This window comes from Williamsia sp. Y712, assembly GCF_059445525.1.
The window spans coordinates 518,005-542,721 of record NZ_JCAIUN010000001.1; the positions used below are offsets into that span (position 1 = coordinate 518,005).

Here is a 24,717-nt window from a genome sequence, read left to right on the forward strand (position 1 = left end):
AGCGGTTCGAACTAGTCGTGAATTGGTTTCACACACACATTGTCGAGACCGGCCGCTCTGCAGCACTGGCGGCCTTGATCGGCTTCATCATCGCGTATGGGATCACTCGGCGGGTGACGCTCTCGATCAAGGCCCGCAAGGACAACCCGGCCGGTGAGCGCGACTCGGGTCCGGTGAACGACATCTACATCGGTGGCGTCCACATCCACCACCAGGTGTGGGGCATCCTGCTGGTTCTCGTCGCCGCGCTGCTCGAATTCAGATTCCGGCCGGAGGCCCCATGGGTTGAGGTGCTCGCCGCCCTGTTCGGGATCGGGGCGGCGCTGGCCCTCGACGAGTTCGCTCTGTGGTTGCACCTCGAGGACGTCTATTGGTCCGAGGAGGGCCGCAAGTCCATCGACGCGGTGATGATCGCAGCCGTGGTGGGCCTGGCCATGCTGATCGCCACCTCCCCCATCGGCGAGAACGAACCGCACTCCAATGCCTTGGGCGGCACCCTGGTCGCGGTGGGCGTAGTGGTCCACCTGCTCTATACGGTCATCTGTTTGTTGAAGGGCAAGGTCGCCACCGGCCTGATCGGTTTGCCGGTACCACTCCTGGGGTTCTTCGGCTCGATCCGCCTGGCCCATCCCGATTCGTACTGGGCCAGGCGCTTTTATTCGCCGGCAAAGATCGATAGGGCCGGCCGTCGATACGGGAAGTACGTCGATCGACGGGATCAGATGCGCGACCTGGTGGGCGGACGCAGGTAGGCTCCGATCGCGATGGTCCACACCGACACGACATGCGACGATCAGGACCCGTCACCACGGGTCTTGATGATCGATGACGACCCGGAGCTGACCGAGATCGTCACCTCATCGCTTGAGTTCAGCGGCTACCAGGTGACGTCCGCGCCCACTGGAACCGACGCCATGAAGGCTTTGGCCGAGTCGTTTGATGTGGTCATCCTCGACGTCATGCTGCCCGGCCTCGACGGTTTCGAAGTGGTGCAGTTGATTCGCAGCCGCGACGAACACACCCCGGTGTTGTTCCTGACCGCCCGGAGCGCGATCGAGGACCGGGTTCGTGGCCTTCGACTCGGCGGGGACGACTATCTGACGAAACCGTTCAGCATGGCCGAGTTACTTGCCCGGATAGACGCGTTGGTCCGCCGCGCCGGTTCGCCTGGTCTGCCTCAGGTTGTCTTACAGGTGGGCGATCTCCGAATGGATCGCAGCGCCCGGCGGCTGACCCGCGGCGGAACTCCGATCTCTTTGTCGGCCACCGAGTTCCGCTTGGTCGAGTATCTGATGGTGAACGCCGGACACGTCATGTCCAAATCCCAGATCATGGATCAGATCTGGGGCTACGATTTCGGGCGGGACGGGAACGTCGTCGAACGCTTCGTGTCCAACATCAGGCGCAAAATCGACAACGCCGAGCATCCCCGGCTCCTACACACGGTTCGCGGATTCGGATACACGTTGGACGCCGCTCGGTGAGCAGCCGTCGGACTCCGCGCACTCTCCGTTTCCGCCTCGGCGTGACCCTGGGACTGCTGACCGTTGTCATAACGCTCGTCGCGCCGCTGCTCAGCGTGGTCCTGGTCCGCGACTACCTCGAGGATCGCGCCGCCGCGCAACTGATCAATACGTCAGATCGCATCGAGGCCGCACTGTCAGCGGTCTCACCCATCGAGGTTCCGGCCCAGCAGGTGGCGGCCCTACTTCCTTCCCTTGCAGTATTTGTCGTCGTCGATTCCGCCGGACAAGGCCACATGATCGGATCGGCAGGCAGCGATGTCACGTCAGACGAACGAGCGATGTTCGTCCGCGCGACGGCCGACCTCCCGGTCGGCCAGGCAAAACGGATCACCGTGGGATCGGAGCATTTCGCCGTCACCCGTATTCCGGCGCCCGGGATCGTCATCGTCGACAACACGTCGACCGTGGAAGTCACAGATCTGATCATCGGCCTCGATCAACGCGACAACGATCTACTCGTCGAACGCCTGCTCTGGTATACCGTCGCCGGGGCGGTCGCGTCGATGATAGTGGTCGGCGGATTCGGCGCATACCTGTTGCGGCGCGGCTTACGGCCGTTGGAGGTGATGGCCGACGCTGCCGCCACCCCGGCGGGCGACGACATGCAGACGGTCGTGTCGCAGGTTGCCCGGTCGGACTCGGGCGCCGAGATCATCGCTCTGGCAACCGCATTCGAAGCAGCATTCGCCGCGCGCCAGGATGCTGAGGACCGCATGCGTAACTTTGTCGCGGACGCGTCCCATGAACTCCGGGCGCCGGTCACCACGATGAGTTCGTGGATCGATCACTATCTGCAGGGCGGGCTCACCAGTGCGGACGACATCGATCTGATGGTGGCCCGGCTCGAGGCGGAGACCGGGCGGATGCGCTTCCTGCTCGACGAGATGACCTTGCTGGCCCGCACCGATGCCGGAGTGCCGCTCGAGCTGACCCGGATGGATGTGGGCGATCTTGTCCGCGAAGTGGTTTCCGATGCCCGTGTCGTCACACCGGAACGAGAGATCTCCTTCCAGTGCACGGGTCCGGCCCGGATCCTGGGCGATCCGCATCGTCTCCGTCAGGTGTTCGGCAACATCATCGGTAATGCTCAGGAGCACACGCCTGCCGACCGGCCGATCAATGTCCTGGTGTCGGTAGGGGCAGATATCCGAGTTGAGGTACGCGACCACGGAGATGGGATCCGGCCCGAGCAGCTGGAGAACTTGTTCGACCGATTCTGGCGCGCAGAACCCGGCGGCGCACGGACACAAGGTCACTCGGGCCTGGGGCTCGCGATCGTCAAAGCAATCGTCGAGGCCCACAACGGAACGACCACGGTGACGTCCGAGCCCGGCGTGGGTACGGTCGTGACGGTGATTCTCCCCACTGCCGATGAAACCGTCAGCTGATCGTCAGCTTCCGCGGTGGGTGACGGCGAGGTTGGCATGGTGTGCTCGCGTGTGCCGCGGAACAATCGGTGCCGCAGGTACCACGCCGACGACAAGGACGACCGTTGCACCTCCCAGACCCTCTTGTCCGGCTGTGGCGAACCGGTTCACGCTGGACCACCCGGCTTTTCGGGTCCGCCCCCATATTCCTGACGGTCGTCCTGATCGGCATCTGCACCGGCACACTGATTTTCGCCATGATGTACACCCCGGCGCCGACGGCCCCGCCCACCGGACCCGACTCGGGGAACGTCGAAACGGAGAAGGTCGATTCGGCGCGGACCTCGCTGCAGGAAGCACAGCTGCTGTTCGGATTTCTGTCTGGCGCAGCAACCAGCGCCTCCTCTGGAATCAGCACGGTGACCTCGAGCGCCCGCCAGATATTCGATTCCATCGACACTGCGAGACTCGGCGCCGATCAACTCGTGCAGGCGCTCGGCACTGCTCCCGATCTGACGGTCGCGGCCGATCAGATCGCGACAGCGACCACCTCGGCAGGCAACGCCGTTGGCGAGGTTCAGAATCTGTCTGCGGTCGCCACGCAATTCGACCAGATCATCACCCCGCTGCTGACCACACTGAACACGGTCCAGGCACCTGGAGCCAAGGAAACCCGGGACAGTTTGCTGGCGATGCAGACATCGGCGCGAGCCCTATCGGCTGATCTCGATTCGGTGGCGGGGTTGCAGACCTCCCTGAAAGATCTCGGTACCTCGGTGAAAACATCGGCGGCATCGGCCAACAGCGCCATCTCTTCGGCACACACGTCGGCGGTCGAACTCCGCGACGGTCTGACAACGCTGGCCGACGCCCGAACCGACGCAGTTGCTGCCGCCGAGCAGGTGACCGGAGGTGTGGACCAGCTCGGCGGCGTCCTCACCTCGATCGGTGACGACCTGAAACGAGCAACCGAGTCGCTGACGGTCGATGAGCCCGAGGTCGCTGAACCCGATCAGCCCGGACCTGCCATCGAAGCCTCTGCGGTGACCACCGCCAAGGCAATCGGATACGGGGCCTTGGCCTCTCTGGTGGTTCTCTTCGTGATCGCCGGGCTCACGGGTTCAGCGCGACGGACAAGCAAGACCGTCGCCACCTAAGCTGGCCGAGTGCAGCCACCCGGGAGTTTTATGACCATTGCCGGCCTGAGGACCCATGTGGTGGTCGATGGCCAGGGCCCACCGCTGTTGTATCTGGCGGCGTTGGGCGGCAACTGGTTCGACTTCGATCAGACGACCGACCTGCTCAACGATCGGTGGACGATCATCCGCTACGACCGTCCGGGTTACGGCTACTCCGAGCCGTTGCCCGAAGGCGAGGTCCCGTCACTCGCCGCCGAAGTCGAACGCATCGATCAAATCCTCGACACCCTCGGCATCATCGAGCCGGTTCTGGTGGTCGGACATTCGCTCGCGTCGCTGTACGCCGAGGCATATGCGCGCAGCAGACCCGAACGGGTCGCGGGTGTGATCATGCTCGACGGTTCGTATGTGGTGGTGCCGCTGCAGGTGGTGCCGCCGGGTTTGAGCAACCGGTTCGCGCATACGGCGGCGACCGTGATCAACAAGCTGCCGCTGCCCCGCTCCGCCGGGGTCGTCGGTCATGCGATCGCCACATATCCCGGAGCGCCGGACGGGTTCGATGATGAACAGAAGGCCTGGATCGCGGATGTGTTCGGCGGAAAGAACTATCCCCGTGCGCTACTGGTGGAGCAGACCGCGTTCGGGGTACTCAATTCCGAGTTGACCGGTTTGCGTCGGACAGCCGAGTTGCACGCTCCGACGCTGGTCGTGTCAGCGGTTTCGGGTCGGCGTACCCCGGTCAGGATCTATTGGGAATGGAAGCAGCGCCGGTATGCGGCGCAGCTGGGTGCCGAGTACCGGGCGTTGAGTCCGGCGCGACACTACTTTGTGGTCCAGCAACCCGGGGTCACCGCAGAGGTGATCGCCGAGTTCGCGGACCGCGTGATCAAGAGCTGAACCGAACGATCAGAGGTTGAACTGGCGAAGATCTGCCGAAGTCGCCAGCCGCTCGCCGTCTTCGGGATACATCCGGGCCAGCCGACGATGGGCAATCAGTCCATTCGTCCCGAAAAGGTGTGGGGTCATCCCAAGAATTTGAGTCCGGCGACGGGTGCGGGAGTTCGCCAGTTTCACGACTGATCACATCCTGTTTTACTACAGCGGAAAGTATTCACGATACTGGATATGGCCTGCCATTACGCTTGCCTGTCTCCATCGTTCGTCTGTGCCATGTGTCGTGTTGACCGGTTGCGTCGTTACTCTTCGCAGGTCAGCACCTCAATGCGGTCCACAATGTTGCGTAGATCACATTACGCCGGCAAACTTCCGATTCTTCGGACAACACGCGGGCGAGTCACATCTGCCCCAACAGCCACACGCGCGGACTGCCTGGAGCTAGGCGAGACCCGCGAGGAAGTTCTGTGCCCATTGCAGTGCGCTCACTCCGGGCTGCACCTCGAAGTCGGCATAGCTGCCGTGGGAACCCGACTGCAGGAACTTGTCAAAGGCGACGATCTGCGCTCGGGCCTTGTCGTTGCTCAGTTCATCGACGAGTGCACCCGGACCACCCCGGGTGATCAATTCACCGACGATCGCCGCGGCTTCGAGTTGGTACTGGGCAACCTGATCCGGGTTCGGATCACTGGTTTCGGCGAGGTAGCCGATGATCCGGGAGACGTAGTAGTCGCGGGGCACGTTGCAGTACTGGTCGTTCGGCTCGCAGATGGTGAAGGTGCGGTTCTTGACCCAGCCGAATCCACCCTGTCGCGGTCCGCCGTTGCCCTCGCCGCTCAGCTTCGGCCCGATCAGCGTGTCCTGCTTCGACCTTCGGGGATCAGAGATGAGGACGGCACCGGCGAACTTGGCAGGCGAGATGACGCCTCGCCCGCTGCCGATGTCGGCGGCCACATCGCCCGCCGCGTCCGCGCCCTGGCTGTAACCGATCAGCGCGACCTTGGTGCCGGGGCACCGATTGGTCATCACGACCGCCAGACCTTCGGCGTTGGCCACGGCCTGCGCCTTGGACTCACCGTAGATGCTGCCGCCGTCTTCCCAGGGGAAGGCGGTGGCGTTGTACCCGACGAGCTGGGTTCTCGTTTCTGAACCCAGACCCGTGGTCGGATACGCGAGCATCCCCCGGATCTGAGCGTCAGCCGATTTCTCCCAGGTTCCGGGGATTGCCAACACGTAGAGCTCCGGGCAGTCCTCGGGATCAGCCCCGGCAATCGGAGTGGACAGTCCCGTCAGCGTTCCCGCTGCCAGTACCCCCGCCGCGAACGCACTGACCCATCGACGCAACCGCATGCCGTTTCCTCCGCTGATCCGAAAACACGAAGCATGGTAACGATCTGATATCGCTCCCCGCCCGTGCACATCCTCTCAGGCCCGAGAGGATTTCGCATCACCTATCGCTGAGGTGCCTGCGTCGGTTCGATCGGCGTCGGCAGCAACGAGGAACCGGTCAGGTACGTGTCGGCGGCAGCTGCTGCCGACCGTCCCTCAGCAATCGCCCAGACGATCAGCGACTGCCCGCGTCCGGCATCTCCGGCCACGAACACGCCGGGCACGGTCGACTCGAAGTTGTTGTCACGCTTGACGTTTCCACGCTCGTTGTAGGCAACACCGAGCTTGTCGAGGAAGTCGCCGCGCTCGGGACCAACAAAGCCCATGGCCAGCAGGACCAGATCGGCCTCGAGCTCGAACTCGCTGCCCTCGACCTTCTCGAAGCGTCCGGCGTTCATCACGACCTCATGCGCCTTCAACCCGGTGACCCGTCCGTCTTCACCGAGGAACTCCTCAGTGTTCACGGAGAAGACACGCTCGCCGCCCTCTTCGTGTGCCGACGAGACGCGGAACATGAGCGGGTAGGTCGGCCACGGAGTCGAATCTGCGCGCTCCTCCGGGGGACGCGGCATGATCTCGAACTGATGCACGATCTCGGCGCCCTGACGGAGCGAGGTACCGAGGCAGTCGGCACCGGTGTCGCCACCGCCGATGATGATGACCTTCTTGCCCTTTGCGGTGATCGGCGGCTGACCGTCCGCATCGAGCACGTCGTCGCCCTGCTGCACCCGGTTGGCCCAGGGCAGGAACTCCATCGCCTGATGGATGCCGGAGAGTTCGCGTCCGGGGATCGGCAGATCGCGACCCACGGTGGAGCCGTTGCAGAGGATCACCGAGTCGAAATCGGCACGCAGCTGATCGACGGTGAGGTCGACACCGACGTTGACACCGGTACGGAACGTGGTCCCCTCGGCCTCCATCTGCTGGAGTCGGCGGTCGATGAAGATCTTCTCCATCTTGAACTCGGGGATGCCGTACCGCAGCAGGCCACCGATCCGATCGGCCCGCTCGAAGACGGTGACGTCGTGGCCGGCGCGGGTGAGCTGCTGTGCCGCAGCCAGGCCCGCCGGGCCCGAGCCGACGACCGCAACCGACTTGCCGGTCTTCTTCGACGGCAGCACCGGCTCGACCCAGTTCTCGTCGAACGCATTCTCGATGAGCTCGAGTTCGACCTGCTTGATCGTCACTGCGGGCTGGTTGATCCCCAGCACGCACGACGCCTCACATGGCGCCGGGCACAGCCGCCCGGTGAACTCCGGGAAGTTGTTGGTGGCGTGCAACCGGTCGATGCCGTCGGCCCAGCGATCCTTGTAGACCAGGTCATTCCACTCGGGAATGAGGTTGGCCAAGGGGCAGCCGTTGTGGCAGAACGGGATACCGCAATCCATGCAACGGCTGGCCTGGGTCTTGAGGGTGTTCTTGTCGAAATCCTCGTAGACCTCTTTCCAGTCCATCAGGCGCAGCGGTACCGGCCGACGCTGCGGCAGTTCCCGTTTCGGGTGCTTGATGAAACCTCGCTGATCAGCCACGTGCGGCCTCCATAACTGCCTCGTCCACGCTGCGTCCATCCTTCTCTGCTGCCGCGATGGCCAGCAACACACGCTTGTAATCACGTGGCATCACCTTGACGAAGTTCTGGGCCTTGTTTGCCCAGTCGTCCAGGATCGCCTGTGCGACCGGCGAACCGGTCTCGTTTCGATGCTTGTTCACGATTCCCTCGAGGAACTCGAGGTCATCGGCTTCGAGCGGTTCGGGCTGAACGAGTTCGGTGTTCAGATTCGCCGCCAATGCGCCTTCGGGGTCGTAGACATACGCGATACCACCGGACATGCCGGCCGCGAAGTTGCGTCCGGTCGATCCGAGGACCACCACGCGTCCACCGGTCATGTACTCACAACCGTGGTCGCCAACACCCTCGACCACCGCGGTGACACCGGAGTTACGTACGCAGAATCGTTCGCCGACCACTCCGCGAAGCAGGATCTCGCCGCCGGTGGCGCCGAATCCGATCACGTTGCCCGCGATGATGTTCTCTTCTGCCACAAAGCCTTCGGGGGCATTGTCTGCAGGTGCGACCACGATGCGGCCACCCGACAGACCCTTGCCGACGAAGTCGTTGGCGTCACCCTTGAGCCGCAGCGTCACACCCTTGGGCACAAACGCGCCGAAGCTGTTGCCTGCCGAACCCGTGAAGTCGATGATCACGGTGCCGTCAGGCAGTCCGTTGGCACCGTAGTTCTTGGTGATCTCGTGGCCGAGCATCGTGCCGACCGTGCGGTTGACGTTGGCGATCTTCGACGTGAAGGCCACGCGCTCGCCCTTGTCGATCGCGGAACGGGCCTGGGCGATCAATTGCTGATCGAGTGCCTTGTCCAGCGCGTGGTCCTGGCTGCCGGAGCAGTACAGGTCCTGGTTCATGAAGGGCGAATCCGGCTGCACCAGGATCGGCGACAGGTCGAGCTTGCCCGCCTTCGCCGACTTCCAGTGGTCCAGTGCCTTGGCGGTGTCGAGCATCTGCACCTGGCCAACAGCATCCTGCAGGGTGCGGAAGCCCAGGCGAGCCAGCAGTTCCCGGACCTCTTCGGCGATGTACATGAAGAAGTTCTCGACGAACTCGGGCTTGCCGGTGAACCGCTCGCGCAGCAATGGGTTCTGCGTCGCGACACCCACGGGGCAGGTGTCGAGGTGGCAGACACGCATCATCACGCAGCCTGCAACCACCAATGGTGCGGTGGCGAAACCGAACTCCTCGCCACCGAGCAGAGCAGCGACAACCACGTCGCGACCGGTCTTGAGCTGGCCGTCGACCTGCACCACGATGCGGTCACGAAGTCCGTTGAGCAGCAACGTCTGCTGGGTTTCGGCAAGGCCGAGTTCCCAGGGACCGCCTGCATGCTTCTCGGATGTCAGTGGCGTGGCTCCGGTACCGCCGTCGTGGCCGGAGATCAGCACCACGTCGGCGTGTGCCTTCGACACACCCGCGGCGACCGTTCCGACGCCAACCTCGGACACAAGTTTCACGTGAATCCGAGCTTCCGGATTCGCGTTCTTCAGGTCGTGGATCAGCTGAGCGAGATCCTCGATCGAATAGATGTCGTGGTGTGGCGGCGGCGAGATCAGGCCGACACCGGGGGTCGAACCCCGGACCTCGGCGACCCACGGATACACCTTGTGCGGCGGAAGCTGGCCGCCCTCACCGGGTTTCGCACCCTGGGCCATCTTGATCTGGATGTCGGTGCAGTTGGTCAGGTAGTGCGAGTTGACGCCGAAACGCCCCGACGCGACCTGCTTGATGGCACTGCGACGCCAGTCGCCGTTCTCGTCCGGCTCGAAACGACGAACGTTCTCGCCGCCCTCGCCGGAGTTGGAACGACCACCGAGACGGTTCATCGCGATCGCGAGGGTCTCGTGCGCCTCGGCCGAGATGGAGCCGAAGCTCATCGCACCGGTCGAGAAGCGCTTGACGATCTCGCTGGCCGGCTCGACCCGATCGATCGGGATCGGATCACGGTCGCCGAAGTTGAAGTCGAAAAGACCACGCAGCGAAGCGATCTGCTTGGACTGGTCGTCGACGAGCTTCGTGTACTCCTTGAACACCGAGTACTGGCCGGTGCGGGTGGAGTGCTGCAGCTTGAAGACGGTGTCCGGGTTGAACAGGTGGTATTCGCCTTCGCGACGCCACTGGTACTCGCCGCCGACCTCGAGCTCGCGATGTGCGCGCTCTTCGGGACGGTCGGTGAACGCCACGGCATGGCGGACGGCAACCTCGCCGGCGATCTCATCGAGACCGATGCCACCGAGGTGGGACCGCAGCCCGGTGAAGTACTCGTCGACGGTTTCCTGGTCGATGCCGATGACCTGGAACAGCTGGGCTCCGGTGTACGACGCCAACGTGGAGATGCCCATCTTCGACATCACCTTGAGGACGCCCTTGCCTGCGGCCTTGATGTAGTTCTTCTGGGCCGTCTTGTAGTCCAGCCCGCCCAGGACACCGCGCAGCGCGAGATCCTCGATGGTCTCCAGCGCCATGTACGGGTTGATCGCGGCCACACCGAAACCGACCAGCGCGGCCATGTGATGCACCTCGCGGGCGTCACCGGCCTCCACCAGCAGGCCGACCTGGGTGCGGGTCTTTTCCCGGACCAGGTGATGGTGCACAGCCGAGACCAACAGCAACGACGGAATCGGGGCGAGGGTCTCGTCGGACTCGCGATCCGAGAGGACAACCAGACGGGCGCCGTCGGCGATCGCCGCGGACACCTGTGTGCGGACATCATCGATGGCCTTACGCAGTCCGGCGCCACCTTCGGCAACCGGATACAGGCCACGGATCTGCACACTGCGGTAGTCGGCGTACCGCTCGTCCTCGCCCAGACGCACCAGCTTGGCCAGGTTGTCGTTGTCGAGGATCGGCTGCGGCAGCACGATCTGCTTGCACGACTCGGGACCCGGGTTCAGCAGATCGGCCTCACGACCGATCGTGCCGCCGATGCTGGTGACGACCTCTTCGCGGATCGCGTCCAGCGGCGGGTTGGTGACCTGCGCGAACATCTGCTGGAAGTAGTCGAACAGCATCCGCGAACGCTTCGAGAGCACGGCGATGGGCGTGTCGGTGCCCATCGATCCGATCGCCTCGGCGCCGGTGCGGGCCATCGGCTCGATGAGCAGGCTGATGTCCTCGGTGGTGTATCCGAACACCTGCTGACGCAGCTTGACCCGGTCATGGGCCATGTGGGTGTGCGGCTCACCGGGCAGGTCGTCGAGGTGCTTCATGCCCTCGTCGAGCCACTGCTGGTACGGGTGCGCGGCGGCGAGCTCGTCCTTGATCTCGGCATCGTCGACGATGCGGCCGGCGGCGGTGTCCACCAGGAACATCCGGCCCGGCTTCAGGCGCAGCTTCTGCACCACGTCTCCGTGGTCGATGTCGAGGACACCGACCTCCGAGGCCATGACGACCAGTCCGTCTTTGGTGACCCAGATGCGGCTCGGGCGCAGGCCGTTGCGGTCGAGGACCGCACCGATCAGGGTGCCGTCGGTGAAGCAGACCGATGCCGGTCCGTCCCATGCCTCCATGAGAGTCGAGTGGTACTCGTAGAACGCCCGGTGCTCCGGCTTCATCGACTCGTGACGCTCCCAGGCTTCCGGGATCATCATCAGGACCGCGTGCGGCAGGCTGCGCCCGCCGAGGTGCAGGAGTTCGAGGACCTCGTCGAAGCGCGCGGTGTCGGAGGCACCCTCGGTGACCACGGGGAAGATCTTCTCCGCGGTGCCTTCTCCGAAGACGCTGGTGTCGATGAGCGCCTCGCGGGCCCGCATCCAGTTCTCGTTGCCGGTTGCGGTGTTGATCTCACCGTTGTGGGCAACGCGACGGAAGGGGTGGGCCAGCGGCCAGCTCGGGAACGTGTTGGTGGAGAAGCGCGAATGGACCAGGCCCAGTGCGCTTTCGACCCGATCGTCTTGCAGGTCGATGTAGAAACCACGCAGCTGCGGGGTGGTCAGCATGCCCTTGTAGACGAAGGTACGGCCGGAAAGACTTGGGAAGTAGACGGTCTCGCGACCGGGTCCGTCCTGTCCGGCGCCCTTGCTGCCGAGTTCGGTCTCAACCCGCTTGCGCACCACATACGCGCGCCGCTCCAGGTTGTCGCCGCTCTCTCCCGCGATGAAGATCTGGCGGAAGGTCGGCATGGCGTCACGCGCCAGCGCGCCAAGCGAAGCCTCTTCGATGGGAACATCACGCCAGCCCAGGACGGTCAGGCCCTCGGACGTCACGATCTTCTCGACACCATCGCAAGCGGTCTTGGCGTCGGCCGAACCCTGCGGCAGGAAGGCCATGCCGGTGGCATACGAGCCCTCGGCAGGCAGTTCGAAGTCGACAACCGCGCGGAAGAAGCGGTCGGGAACCTGGATCATGATCCCGGCACCGTCACCGGTGTTCGGCTCGGCGCCGGCAGCGCCACGATGTTCGAGGTTCACCAGGGCCGAGATCGCCTTGTCGACGATGTCGCGGCTACGCCGACCATGCATGTCGACAACAAAGGCAACACCGCAGGAGTCGTGCTCGTTCTGCGGGTCGTAGAGCCCAATCGGGCCGGGAGCGTGCTTCATACTTTTCGCCCTTAACATCGCGCTCAGTCGGAGCGCACCGTTTCAGCAGTGGTTACGCACGTGGGACGGGCAAACCAGTTAAGGTAAACCTAAAGACTGTTCCACCTGCACTTACGTGCCCGTAGGCCAAGTCCCACATGCTCTAGCCAGCGCCGTTGCTGACCACAGATGATCGCTGATCATTGCACGGAGGATCACCCCGGCAACAAACATCGAATTATTTTCTCACGGCACCCACGCCGGATTGAAATCGCGCCCGGTAAAAGATCGCCCCTGCCGGCTCCCGCCGAGCGATTCCCGCTGCTGCCGAACCCCCGATTGTCGGCTACATCACAACCGGGCCGGGCATCTCCGTTCAGAGCCAACCGTGCTTCTGGGCCATCCGCGCGGCCTGCAGCCTGGAGCCGGTCCCCGTCTTGCCGATCGCACTGGACAGGTAATTGCGCACTGTTCCCGCCGACAGGTGCACCTGGGCAGCGATCTCGATGACGGGCGCACCCGTCAACGCCAGCCGCAACACGTCCTGTTCCCGTTCGGTCAGCGGGTTGCCTCCGGTGGCCAGGCTCTCGGTCGCGAGCGTGGGGTCGATAACCCGGAGTCCGGCATGGACCCGACGTACCGCATCGGCCAGGTCCGCGGATGGGGTGTCTTTGACAACAAACCCTGAGGCGCCTGCTTCAACGGCTCGGCGCAGGTAGCCGGGCCTGCCGAATGTCGTCACGATCAGGGTGCGGACGGACGGCAGTTCCCGCCGAAGGATGCTCGCCACCTCGATTCCGTCCATCCCGGGCATCTCGATATCGAGCAGGCAGACATCGCAGGCGTGGGTCCGGGCCGCCTCGAGCACCTCGTCGCCCCGACCCACCTGAGCGACCACGGTCAGATCCGACTCCAGGTTCAGCAGCGCGGCCAGCGCGCCGCGCACCAACGCCTGATCGTCGGCGACCAGCAGCCTGATCTCACTCAAACCATGTCTCCTTGTTCGACCGAGACCCGGACAGCTGTACCGTCACTGCCCTCCAGCACCAATAGCCCACCGACCGCCTCGACACGTTCGCGCAGTCCGCGTAGACCGTTCCCGATACCGGCACCGGCCTGTCCGACGCCGTCATCGATCACGCAGATCATGCTGGGCGACAGCGTGACTCGGCACGACGACGCACTTGAATGCCGGACGACATTGGTGATGGCCTCACGCAGCGCCCAGGCAAACAGGGTGCGATTCTCGGCGCGCACGACCGATGTGTCCGAAGGGAGCTCAGGGATGATCTGCGCGGCCATCAAAGCTGTACGCGCCGAGAGCAATTCCGAATCGAGATCCGGAGAACGCAAGCCACCCACCGTTGTCCGGACCGCCGCAAGGGCCTCACGGGAGATCCGGTGCAGGTCGGCGATCTCGACTTTGGCGGCAGCACTGTCGACATCGACCAGCCGGCCTGCGAGTTCGGCCTTGATTGTCAACACGGTCAGCGAATGACCGAGTATGTCGTGTACATCGCGTGCCACCCGTTCCCTCTCCCCGATGATGGCGAGTTGTTCGTCGAGTCGGCGGGCAGTCGCAGCGGCTTCTCCCCGCAACTCTTCCCTGGTTCGGAGCATCCGCACCGTCAGCAACACCGGTCCGATCACCAATAACATCAACACGATTCCGGTGTCGATCTGCCAATCGTCCAGTAGCTCGGGCACGAGCACGGCGGCGCCCATCAGCAGCACACATACCGCGACTGCCACCGGCAACGGAAAGGCGAAGGAGGCCAACGCCATCAGATACGGCGCCAACGCAAAGACCTCCTCATGGAGGATGGTCGTCATCATGCCTGCGATGGCGGCGAGTAACAGGAACCCGGCAATTGCCCCGCGGCGCCAACTGCCGGTGGTCCGGTCCAGATCGTTGATCAGGTAAACGCAGGACAACAGATAGCCCAGCGCAAAGACGCCCAATGCGACGAGGCCAGAAACCCGGACGGAGAAACTCAGAGACGTCGCCGTCACCGTCTCCGCGATGGGGTAGGCCAGAAACAACAACCACACCGCCGCGAAGGGCCAACGGCCGTCGCGCCAGGCACGGAACCAGTCATTCGTCAGTCTCGACATCGGATAGTCCTACCGAGACGACATCGATGTGGTTTGAACGCCTCGGTGCGGACGGTCAATGAGACCGCCCGCACCGAGGCACCAGATCTTGCGCCCAGCGACAGTGTTCAGATATCGCTGTCAGCCTGGTAGACGGTCAGAGCCGGCCGGCCGGCCAGCAGCGGCCCGAGATCGGTGATCGCGCCCTCGCCCGCCCGGAACTCCCGGTATTTCGCATCGTGCTCGGCGGATGCCCAGCGTTCAACAGCCAGAAAGTGAGCCGGGTCGGCCTGATCGATCAGCACCTCGACACCTTCGCATCCTTCGAATGCCCTGGTTTCCGCGAGAACCCGCTTCATCACGGTCCTGGCGTCGTCGAGGGATTCAGCCTTGAACTTGAGATCGAGAAGTGCGATCAATGACATGTCGATGTCTCCGCTTTCTGATGGATGTAGTTGTTGCCCACCTGAACTTACCTATTGTCGCGTCGTGCTTTTGCGGTAGTAGTGAATTGCGGCGTATCCGAAGATGGCGCCCCACACCACGATGTTGGCGAATACCACGAGCAATGAGATGTGGTCGCCGTCCGCCGTCTCGCCGCCGGTGAGCGGATAGTTCGCCAGTGTCCCGATTCCGAACATCGGGGTGAACATCGAGAACGTCAGCATTGCGCCCTTGAGAGGGACAAACAGGTTGCCCGCGAAGGCCAACAGGGTGAGCACGCCACCGAGCACCTGAGTTGCGGCATCGCTCCGCAAGGCAAAGCCGACGGCCAGTCCGAAGGCCGCAAACAACGCCGATCCGAGCCATCCGAGCAGTATCGAAAGGATCCACAGCCCCACCGGCGCTTTGGCACCGGTGAAGACGCCGACCACCGACAACAACACCAGTGGCATCGCTGCCACCGTGAGGGCAACAGCCACCTTCGACAGCACGTAGGACGCCGGAGTCAGCGGAGTCATCAACAGTGTTCGCGTCCAACCGGCCTGCTGTTCGATTGCAACAGATGCGGCGGTGGTCGTGGTGGCCAGGATCGCGCCGTACACCGCCATATGGATCAGCACGTAGGCGGCGGTGTTCGCGCTGCCGATCTTGTCACCGCTGTCGCTGGCGGTGGCCCCGAAGATCACATACATCAGGGTCGGAATCGCGATGGTGAAGATCAGCGCACGCCGATTCCGCAGTATCCGCTGCAGGTCAAGGCTTATGTAGGTGAGGGAGAAGCCACGCAAGAGCCCGCCGGCGGGGGGAGTAAGGGTGGTCATCGTTTGATCCTCTCGAGGTTCTGCGGGGCTTCACTGGTGAGTGCGACAAAGGCGTCCTCGAGGTTGTGCGAGGTGATCTCGACATCACGCGCCCCGGTCTCGGTGAGCAGATACCGGGCGAGCTCGTCAGAGTCCTGCGTACGCAAGAAGACTCGGCCCCCACGATCAGAGACGTCGGCCAATTCAGGAAACTTCGCCACTGTGCGGGCCAGATCGTCGCCGCCGAGAACTGCCGAAACGCTGCGGCCGCTGGCCTGTGCCCGGATGCTCGCAGCCGAACCATCGGCAACAATTCGGCCGTGGGCCATCATCACGATTCGGTCGGCGAAGTCGTCGGCTTCTTCCAGATAATGGGTCGCAAACACCACGGTCCGGCCGTTCTTGGCGTCGGCTCGCATGGTCGCCCAGAAGTTGCGGCGCGATTCGACATCCATTCCGGCGGTCGGCTCGTCGAGGACGATCAGATCCGGGTCGGGCAACAGCGCCAACGCGAACTTCAACCGCTGTTGCTCACCGCCAGAACATTTCGAGACCTGGCGATCGGCGATGGCGGTGAGTCCCGCCCGTTCCATGACATGGCCGAATGAGCTGATACCGAAGGACGCAGCAACCACCCGGACCGTTTCGGAGACCGTGAAATCCGGTAGGAGGCCGCCGGTTTGCATCACTGCGGCAATTCGTCCGCTGCCGGCGGCGACGGACGGTTTGAGCCCGAAGATGCTGACATCTCCCGACTGAGGTTGGGACAGTCCGAGGATCATGTCGATGGTGCTCGTCTTACCCGCCCCATTCGGGCCGAGAAACGCCACCACCTCCCCGGCATTGATCTGCAGATCAACACCATCGACGGCCCGCACCGGCCCGCCGGATGAGGCGAAGGACTTTGTCAGCCCACGCAATTCAATCGCTGTTGTGCTCATGAATTGATCATGCACTGATTACCACAGTCATCACACTGTCGATGTCATGAATCCGACATGACAAATGTCATTGTGCGAGAGGCACTCCCGGATCCACATCAATTCATTGTTGTTAGCGATTACAAAACACCAGCCTTATGAGAGCTCCCGCAGCCGGCCGCGATTTACTTATTCACATGAAGCTATCCAGAACGGTGGCCAGTGCCATTGGATTCATCGGTGTGATCGTCGTGGCGGTTGCGTGTTCCGACACGGATTCAAACCCGGTGTCCACACCATCGTCGACCGCGGAAACGCTCGGCGAGATCACCGTTCACCGACTCGCATACGACACCTCCCCCAGTGCCGACCCCGACCAGAACTGGGGCGATCTCTACTTGCCCGCCGGCGAGCAGACGACTGATTCGACGCCGCTCGTCGTCCTGATCCACGGGGGCTCATGGAAGTCCGCGCTCGATGCGCAGACCATGCGTCCGTACGCGCTGGACCTGGCCGAACGCGGTATGGCCGTCTACAACATCGAGTACCGCCGCGTCGGATCCGGAGGTGGCTGGCCGACCACTTTCACCGACGTCGCCAACGCCCTCGACTTCGTACCGGAAATCGACAAGCAGTTCCCACAGATCACCGTCGATGATGAGTTGGTGGTCGGCCACAGCGCAGGCGCACAGTTGGCCATGTGGGCAGGGACCCGAAACCAACTGAACGCCAACGAGGTCGGCCACAGTCCCAAATTCCGTCCGACGCGGGTTGTCTCCTTGGCCGGGCCGCTGGACATGGTCTACGCCGCCAATCACGGCAATGACCGCATCGTGACCGTCCTCGGCGGCACACCGCAAGAGGTTCCCGATCGTTACGCCTCCGTCGATCCCATCCAGAACGTCGACGTCACCATGCCGGTGATCGCGGTCCACGGCACAGCCGACACCCTGGTGCCACCGATCCTGTCGGAGCGGTACATCAAAGAGGTCGACCGCCGCCGCGGCATCGGCGAGCTGGTCCTGTTGAAGGGCGAAGACCACGTTTCCATCGTCAGTTCCGACTCACCGGAGTACGGCAACATCCTCGACATCATCACCGATTCGTCACAGAAGACCATCGCTGAACTCGACGAGTCATACGCGGACTAGATCAAGATGCGTATTGGTGCTGCCGCCCGGCCGCCGGACGGCAGCACCAATGCTCGTTCACACTGTGGAGTTGTCAAGAGTTCGTGCGCGGTCCCGACGCGTGGTCGGATGCGACTGATGGAGATGGCTCGTCGGCCGCTGCCAATATCTCGTTGCGGCAGCGGATCCGGGATGATCGTCGGTCAGGCGGCGAGGGTCAGGGTTCGCCGGTTGTAGGCCGGTAAAGGTTTTCGCTGTGGGTCGATGTCGGCGGGTGGGATCATCCACGGGTGTCCGTCGGTGCCCATGATGACGTCCCAGTCGGTGTTGTGAACGGCCATGTGGCAGGTGCGGCACAGCAGGCACCCGTTTTCCAGAGTGGTGAGGCCGCCGTCGACAAAGTGCACGATGTGGTGGCAGTCCGACCAACCGGCCTTCGCACCACACTTGATGCAGCAGGTGTCGCGAATGATGATCGCTTTGCGGACCAAACCCTTGAACAACCGTTTCGGCGGACTCAGATCGACCGGGACTTCCTGTCCGTCTAGGGTGATCGTGGTAATCGATGAATCGCAGGCCAACATTGCGGCGGTGGCTTCGGTGACCGGACCCATCCAGGGCAGCGAGGCAGCCTCGGGATGGTCGGCGGGCACGGTGACCATCACCTCGGTCCGCGGCGCCGACACCAGTGTTTGCCCCCCGCCGCCGCAATCCAATAACTGGTGCAGCGCATCTGCGCGGCGTTGGGTGGGGCTTCGATTGTCATCCGAGCCATCAGGTTCAGGGCGCGCTTTGGACCAGAAGTCCAACGCGGAGAACAACTTTTCCCCGATCACCGCATCAACATCGAACGAACCGACACAGCGGCCCTCACGGACTGCATACTCCAGACTGTTCAGCGACCGGTCCTCAGCCGGTGGTGGACCACCGGTGTCCCTGGCCACCTCGTTACCCAGCGCGCGGGCCTCTGCACCGATCTCAGCTGGTGCGGCTCCGGAAATGGCGTGGTTCAGCAGTTTCCGCTCAAAGCCAACCTGCCGTTCGGGTGTCACCGGATCCTCGGACCGGCCGACGATATGGGCGACGCCCTTGACCACCGCGTCCACGTGTTCGGAGGACAGGAACCCGTCCCGTGAATAGCCGGTGGTACGATCCAGACCCGTCAAACCTGCGCTGATGCGTAACCAGCGGTAGGCCGATACTGGTGCAGCACCGTTGGCCTGCAACAACTTTGCTGTTGTCGACCCAGCCTTACGCGCCATTCCCGACTCGTCGATCACCGCAGCACACACCGCGAGCTGATGCTCGGCCGCATTGCGCAAGGTGATCAGATCCTTCGCCATACCCAGCGTGGCAGTTGCATCATCGGGTAAGACCAGGTCAACCAAATCGTCGACCATCTCGAGAAGTCGCATAGCACAGCACCTTCCAAGGAGAGAACAAACCGGGGGCGTCGACCGAAGTGTCTCTGCGGGGAAGGCGTCAGATACGTCGTACTTGTGGTCGACTGACTCCACCGTACCCAATCGAACATACATTCGCAAGGAGTATTTTCCCGGGCTGTACTGAACATTCCGAACGAGATCCTGTGAGTGCCACACCATTACGGGGCGAGTTTGGCGGCTCAAGCCCCTACGCCACGCTCGAAGGCCCGATCCAACCCGGATACTGAACGCCCACCGGCATCACCGGCGCTACAAACCCGGGACGCTGTTCTTGATACGGCGAATCAGGATCCGGGTGCGTCAGTCCCGGAAATCTCTCCGCCCACCAATCTCGGCACTCCTGCGGAGCAAAGAGACCGTCGTCCCGCGGCGCCTCTTCGGTACCGCCAAAGATCGGCTTACCCAACCGAATCATCGATGGCCCGAACACATTCCATGATGGTGCCCGCTGCTCTTCGGTTCCGCGATCCGGATCGACATCTTCCACACCGGCCGCGCCCGTTGAACCGCCAACGTTCTCCAACACGATTCGATCCACACCGGTCGGCGGATTTACATCGTCCACCCCCGGAATCGAGTGCAGCATGTAACTACAGACCGACGCCGATATCACTGTGTCCGTTTCTGAGTAGTCGGCGATATGCAAGAAGACCGTTTCGTCGATCGGAGCGAGATACTCTGATCGGTCCTCCCAACGGGCGAGTGTGAAGGGTTCCTGCCCAGGAGCCAGAGCGCCCGTGAAACCAGGGAAGTAGTCATCGATCTCTTCGATCGCAGGCCAGTAGAAGCCCGCTTCACTCGCCGCCCGTATCAACTCCGATCCACGACCAAACAAATCGATACCAGATTCCGCCGACCACACATGTGGCGTGAAGTTGCTGAATGATTCAGGCTCGGCCGACAATCGCTCTACATCCGGTTCTCCACATGCAGCCGCGCCCAGGACTGCGCACGCGGCGAGGGTCGCTAACCGCCAAACCCGACTAACCACCATCGGACTCCCCTGGCTCTCGGTTACTGATCACTGGCGAAGCTCACCAGCCAGCCACGATTTCTGCCCAACTTCATCCCCCTGAATTGCCTCCTCCCCAGGAACAAACCCGGGGCCCTCACCGACTACGCCACGTTCGAAGGCCCGATCCAGCCCGGAAACTGCACTCCCACCGGCATCACCGGCGCTACAAACCCCGGTGGTTGTGTCTGATAAGGGGATCCGGGTTCCAACGGTGCCAATCCTGGAAACCTCTCCGCCCACCAATCTCGGCACTCCTGCGGAATGAAGAACCCATCTTTGGTCGGAGCCTCCTTGGTCCCACCAAAGAAGACCTGCCCCAGCCTGATCTTCCACGACCCGAAGACATTCCACGATGGTGTCTGTTGTTCCTCTGAACCGTGCGCCGCGTCATGGTCGACCACGCCCGGCGTCCCCTTTGACTCGCCTACGTTCTCCAAAACGATCCGATATGCGCGGCTCGGGGGGTCGACCTCGTTAGATCCCGGCGTCGAGTGAAGCGTGTAGTGGCATACCGTCGCTGCCACCCGCGATTCACTCTCAGAATAGTCCGCAATATGAAGGAACATTGTCTCGTCGAGCGCGTCCAGATACTCCGCTCGAGTCTCCCAACGAGTGCGAGCAAAGTTGCCTTGTTCCGGAACCAAAGCCGAAATGAATCCCGGGTAGTAATCATCAATTTCTTCAATAGCGGGCCAATAGAACCCGGCTTCACTCGCCGCCCGTATCAACTCCGATCCGCGACCAAACAAATCGATACCGGATTCCGCCGACCAGATATGTGGCGTGAAGTTTGTAAACCTCTCAGACTTCAACGACGTTGGTGAGGAATCGGCCCCATCACCACACGCCGTCACGGCCAAAGCACTGCACGCCGTGAGGATTGCAACCCGCCAAACCCGACTAACCGCCATCGGAGTCCTTGTCGTCACTCTTTGTGTGGTCGCGTATTGCGTCGCTGTATCCGTTCCGGATGTTCTGGACAACAGTCTCACTTTTGTACACTTCCTGGAGCATGCTGTCGTATCCCGCCGCCGCGGAAGTCACAGGCAGTCCACTGTCAACCACCTCGTCCCAGCTCATCAACTTGCCTTGGCCATCGAAGAACTCTCGGTATTTGAGTCTAAATTCGGGAGGTAAGTCGGGAGTCACATTCAGTATGTTGTACGCCTGACGAGAGAAGTTTGGTCCGCTTACGGCCGATTCTCTAGGATCGCCTGGCTCCGCGCCAATAACTGCCTCCTGCAAAATGTCACCCGACGCATCCTTCGCCAGATTTATAAACTCCCCGCCGGGAACCTTGTCCACCCCGAAGGACAGTACTTCCATCAATCCTGTGAATGCACCTTCTTTCCGTGCATATATTTCTTCCTCGTGGGCGGCCTCGTCGTTATACTGATCCTGCATCGCGAGAAGCATGCCTTTATCCGTGAGACCGAGTAGGGCCCCAACCTTCAACAGATTTCCTTCCGCAAGGGGTGACGATGGGTCGGATGCATATCGCCCTTCGGCCGCCAGTTGCTCCCCGATTACGGCTTGCGTAAACGTGGTCCCTGCCACTGCATCCGTGTTCATCAAAGCGAACACATTTGCCGAGCCGAAGAAGTTCAGATTCCCATCAGGGTCTGACCATCCCCCCGGGTCAAAGCCGTCGACAATGTCGCTGCCACCACCCGCCATAATTCCCACGTAGGGGCTCATACTGCTGGCAACTGTTTGCATTAGTTCAGGGTTGAGTTGTCCAGCCGATTGTTGGTCGGCACCTGGCACGTTCCTCAGGTACTCCCAAGCCGCATCAGTGCTGGCTGCACGGGCAACGGCTTCCATGATATTTCCTGTACGGGTCGCTGTCGCAACATCGTTCGCATTGGCATGGTCTTCAATCGTCGCGTCGCCTTCGTTGAACTGAAAGAGCGTCGACGCTGCCTTGCCATCGTCAGTCCAGTTGTGCGCAAGCACATCCTTCACAAAGTCACCACCATTGCCCGAATCATCCACTGCCGCTGCGACAGCAATCTTGTCGCCGCCCACCGCGCTGAAGATTTCTTCGGTGATCGCCATGTCCTGAGTGCCACGTCCATCCACGGTGAAGTACTCGAACTTGCTGTTCGGACTCTGCTCGTGCGCAACCTGTGCATCCAGGTACTGTCGCCCGACGTCGAGCAGTGCGCTGTCGAGCGCGGTGCCGCTCTGATACCTACCGTCGCCCTTCGCAACGATTCCGGCGATCGCCTTGTTGTCGGCGACGCCATTCAGAGCCACGCTCGGTAGCACGCTGCTTCCGACGGTCTCAAAGCCGATGACCGTCAGATCATCTCGGGTCAGTGATTCCTTCATCCCAGTCGGCAACCAGTCGAGTCCACCGTTGGTCGGAACCTCCACATCGCCGCGCACTGAGGCGGTCACCTTCTCGTTCGACAGAATCTGCAGCGAATTGGCCACTGCTGCTTGGTTACCCGGCGACAACTTCGAAAGCAGGTCTTGAATCTCCTCCGGTGACTTGCCGTCCAGCGCCGTACTCAGCTGATTCAGGTACTCCATCTGCGATGCCGGGATGGCAGCGGTTTCGCCGCGAGCGAGTGCATCGAGTTGCGCGTCAGTCAGGTGCGCGCTTTCTTGGATGCGCCGCAGTTGCTCCGGAGTCAACGCGGAGGGGTCGTTGGCCAGGGCCCGACCGTCAACCCGACCCTGTCCCCCGCCCGAGGTGGCGGCCGAGGTGAACGTCGCCGTGAGTCCTTCACGCGCGCCGGACAACTGCCCCTTGACGGACTCATCGGCATTGACGGTCGCGGTGACGGCGTCGTTCAACTCCCGTGCACGTTCAGCGAGCAGGGCGACCCGGTCATCGTCAGGATCGGACTCACTGTCGGTGATCACCAGAGATTCCGAGACTGTGAACCCGTCGGTCTCTGCGGCCAGAATGGCGGCCCTGGCGCGCTGCAACGGTGCATCGATCTCGTAGAAGCCCTGCCGCGCCGTCGTCGCCACCGCGTCGAGCGCATCCGCGACCGTTCCGACGGCGGTCTTATCCGCGGTTGCGCGAGCCTGAACGGCTTCAGCGGTCGTACCCTCCCAATAGACTTCGCCCGCTCTCGTAACGCCGGCCTGATACCGCTCGAACAAGGCTTCTGCACTGACACCCAACGCGGTCCAGGCATCAGCAATGCTGGTCAGCGTCGCCGGGTTGAACGCCGCCAGTTGTGATCTGGTCACCATCAGACGGGTTCCTCCGGGTTCCAGTCACCGGTTGCTGCAGTGAATGTCGACGCGAGATTGGCTGCCGCCTGTTCGTCTACGGCTCGGAACTGGGCAGCGACGTTGATCATCACGTCCCCGGTCTCGCCCAGACGTTCGTCCAGGGCAGGCACGAGTGCACCATCGATCAGATCACCCGAGATCGAGGATGCTTCGGTGACCGATGCCAGGATTCCTCCTTGAACAGACGAATACGGGCCGGCGGCCGGTCCGACCCGCAAGGCGGCCGCTTCCGCCGCCAGTCCATGCAAGACCCCGCCAAGCCGTACCAACTCGTCGACATCAGCCTGAAAATTGCTCATCTCAATACCCCCACTGCAGGCCAGACCCCCCGGCCACGCGATTCGGATCGAGTATAGGTGTCGATCACAGGTGTTTGACCAGCCCAGCTCACCCGTTGGGCAGAACATCAGGCCACGTTCGGCCCCCAGGATGGCCACAAAGAGGGGTTTCCCTCCGCACCTGCTCCCGACGACGAAGTTGACGGCCTAGACCACCCGAAGCAGCATTTCTGTCACCTTTTCGGGTTCCGAGATCATCAGGTCGTGGCCGGTATCGATGTCCCACACCCGCCCGTCGGATGCGGCCTGCAACGCGGCCACGTCGCGGAACGGAAGGGTCGCGGTACACACGATGTGTGACTGCGGAATCTCACGCACGGCGGATTCATTGTCCAGCAACAACTTCTGCTCGAAACAAGCCCACGGATGCGGGGTGAGTTTCGGCTTCATCCAGGCGATCTGATCGGGGTCGGTCACGCCGTAGTACCCCATCGGATCGGTGCCCGGGAACAGCACGTGTTCGACACCGTCGACCACTCGCCCGACCGACCGGGATGCCTCCATCAGCAGGCCTGCGACGTCGGCAAGCGATTGACCGTTCTCCGGATTGGCGGCATCGAGGTAGACCAGATGACCGATCCGCGCGGTGGCGCGATCTGCAACCCCGGTGATGATCATTCCGCCGTAGCTGTGGCCCACCAGGATCACGTCGTGCAGATCCTCGAACTCCAAAACGTTGACCACGTCGGTGATCTGGACGTCGAGGTTCACATCCTTGGACACCAGGTGCGACCTCTCACCCAGACCGGTCAGTGTCGGCGTGTAGACGTCGTGGCCCGCAGACCGAAGCAGGCGCGCGACCGCTTGGTAGCACCAGCCACCATGTCCGCCGCCGTGTACCAGCACAAAGGTAGCCATCGAGATCTCCGACTCTGCT

20 protein-coding genes are annotated in these 24,717 nt (G+C 62.6%); 6 read left to right on the forward strand and 14 right to left on the reverse strand.

Annotated features, from left to right (window positions below):
- Window positions 1-17 precede the first annotated feature (17 nt).
- The 5 genes from AC1D75_RS02565 to AC1D75_RS02585 all read left to right on the forward strand — a co-directional run bounded on the left by AC1D75_RS02565 (window position 18) and on the right by AC1D75_RS02585 (window position 4,929).
- Window positions 18-752 (forward strand): hypothetical protein, encoded by a 735-nt coding sequence (locus tag AC1D75_RS02565; RefSeq protein ID WP_495513752.1) that lies wholly within the window; start codon window positions 18-20, stop codon window positions 750-752.
- A 66-nt stretch (window positions 753-818) separates the two neighbouring features.
- On the forward strand, window positions 819-1,484 hold the full coding sequence (locus tag AC1D75_RS02570) for a response regulator transcription factor (RefSeq protein ID WP_495513753.1): 666 nt from the start codon (window positions 819-821) through the stop codon (window positions 1,482-1,484).
- The gene (locus AC1D75_RS02575) at window positions 1,481-2,914 is read left to right on the forward strand and encodes a sensor histidine kinase (protein WP_495513754.1); all 1,434 of its coding nucleotides are present in this window, start codon (window positions 1,481-1,483) and stop codon (window positions 2,912-2,914) included. Before AC1D75_RS02570 ends, AC1D75_RS02575 begins: the two co-directional genes overlap by 4 nt.
- A gap of 104 nt (window positions 2,915-3,018) precedes the next feature.
- A complete protein-coding gene (locus AC1D75_RS02580) occupies window positions 3,019-4,050 on the forward strand; it encodes a hypothetical protein (RefSeq protein ID WP_495513755.1) in 1,032 nt (343 codons plus the stop codon).
- 30 nt (window positions 4,051-4,080) lie between these two features.
- A complete protein-coding gene (locus tag AC1D75_RS02585; RefSeq protein ID WP_495513756.1) occupies window positions 4,081-4,929 on the forward strand; it encodes an alpha/beta fold hydrolase in 849 nt (282 codons plus the stop codon).
- 438 nt (window positions 4,930-5,367) lie between these two features.
- On the opposite strand, the gene AC1D75_RS02590 is transcribed toward AC1D75_RS02585, so the two are convergent.
- From AC1D75_RS02590 to AC1D75_RS02625, 8 genes are all read right to left on the reverse strand, one after another.
- Window positions 5,368-6,276, reverse strand: a complete 909-nt coding sequence (locus tag AC1D75_RS02590; protein WP_495513757.1) for a cutinase family protein — start codon at window positions 6,274-6,276, stop codon at window positions 5,368-5,370.
- Between the two features lie 101 nt (window positions 6,277-6,377).
- Entirely contained in the window at window positions 6,378-7,844 is a 1,467-nt protein-coding gene (locus AC1D75_RS02595; RefSeq protein ID WP_495513758.1) for a glutamate synthase subunit beta, read from the reverse strand.
- The gene (gene gltB, locus AC1D75_RS02600) at window positions 7,837-12,420 is read right to left on the reverse strand and encodes a glutamate synthase large subunit (protein ID WP_495513759.1); all 4,584 of its coding nucleotides are present in this window, start codon (window positions 12,418-12,420) and stop codon (window positions 7,837-7,839) included. Before gltB ends, AC1D75_RS02595 begins: the two co-directional genes overlap by 8 nt.
- A gap of 355 nt (window positions 12,421-12,775) precedes the next feature.
- Window positions 12,776-13,387, reverse strand: a complete 612-nt coding sequence (locus tag AC1D75_RS02605) for a response regulator transcription factor (protein ID WP_495513760.1) — start codon at window positions 13,385-13,387, stop codon at window positions 12,776-12,778.
- Window positions 13,384-14,514 (reverse strand): sensor histidine kinase, encoded by a 1,131-nt coding sequence (locus AC1D75_RS02610; protein WP_495513761.1) that lies wholly within the window; start codon window positions 14,512-14,514, stop codon window positions 13,384-13,386. Before AC1D75_RS02610 ends, AC1D75_RS02605 begins: the two co-directional genes overlap by 4 nt.
- A 107-nt stretch (window positions 14,515-14,621) precedes the next feature.
- Complete coding sequence (locus AC1D75_RS02615; protein ID WP_482136657.1) at window positions 14,622-14,918, reverse strand: putative quinol monooxygenase; 297 nt, start codon at window positions 14,916-14,918, stop codon at window positions 14,622-14,624.
- Window positions 14,919-14,969: 51 nt separating this feature from the next.
- Window positions 14,970-15,758 carry an ABC transporter permease gene (locus AC1D75_RS02620; RefSeq protein ID WP_495513762.1) on the reverse strand — a complete coding sequence of 263 codons (789 nt, stop codon included), beginning with the start codon at window positions 15,756-15,758 and terminating at the stop codon, window positions 14,970-14,972.
- Entirely contained in the window at window positions 15,755-16,678 is a 924-nt protein-coding gene (locus AC1D75_RS02625) for an ABC transporter ATP-binding protein (protein ID WP_495513763.1), read from the reverse strand. The genes AC1D75_RS02620 and AC1D75_RS02625 overlap by 4 nt, the downstream gene beginning before the upstream one ends.
- Window positions 16,679-16,854: 176 nt before the next feature.
- Here AC1D75_RS02625 and AC1D75_RS02630 point away from each other — a divergent pair, with 176 nt between their 5' ends.
- Window positions 16,855-17,808: an alpha/beta hydrolase family protein gene (locus tag AC1D75_RS02630; RefSeq protein ID WP_495513764.1), complete on the forward strand. Its 954-nt coding sequence runs from the start codon at window positions 16,855-16,857 to the stop codon at window positions 17,806-17,808.
- A gap of 182 nt (window positions 17,809-17,990) precedes the next feature.
- Here AC1D75_RS02630 and AC1D75_RS02635 read toward each other — a convergent pair whose 3' ends face one another.
- From AC1D75_RS02635 to AC1D75_RS02660, 6 genes are all read right to left on the reverse strand, one after another.
- Window positions 17,991-19,202, reverse strand: a complete 1,212-nt coding sequence (locus tag AC1D75_RS02635; RefSeq protein ID WP_495513765.1) for an HNH endonuclease — start codon at window positions 19,200-19,202, stop codon at window positions 17,991-17,993.
- Between the two features lie 217 nt (window positions 19,203-19,419).
- A complete protein-coding gene (locus AC1D75_RS02640; protein ID WP_495513766.1) occupies window positions 19,420-20,046 on the reverse strand; it encodes a hypothetical protein in 627 nt (208 codons plus the stop codon).
- 302 nt (window positions 20,047-20,348) lie between these two features.
- Window positions 20,349-21,059, reverse strand: coding sequence for a hypothetical protein (locus tag AC1D75_RS02645; protein ID WP_495513767.1), 711 nt, complete (start codon window positions 21,057-21,059; stop codon window positions 20,349-20,351).
- 88 nt (window positions 21,060-21,147) lie between these two features.
- The gene (locus AC1D75_RS02650) at window positions 21,148-23,460 is read right to left on the reverse strand and encodes a TPR repeat domain-containing protein (RefSeq protein ID WP_495513768.1); all 2,313 of its coding nucleotides are present in this window, start codon (window positions 23,458-23,460) and stop codon (window positions 21,148-21,150) included.
- The gene (locus AC1D75_RS02655) at window positions 23,460-23,801 is read right to left on the reverse strand and encodes a hypothetical protein (protein ID WP_495513769.1); all 342 of its coding nucleotides are present in this window, start codon (window positions 23,799-23,801) and stop codon (window positions 23,460-23,462) included. Before AC1D75_RS02655 ends, AC1D75_RS02650 begins: the two co-directional genes overlap by 1 nt.
- A gap of 186 nt (window positions 23,802-23,987) precedes the next feature.
- Entirely contained in the window at window positions 23,988-24,698 is a 711-nt protein-coding gene (locus tag AC1D75_RS02660; RefSeq protein WP_495513770.1) for an alpha/beta hydrolase, read from the reverse strand.
- Window positions 24,699-24,717 lie beyond the last annotated feature (19 nt).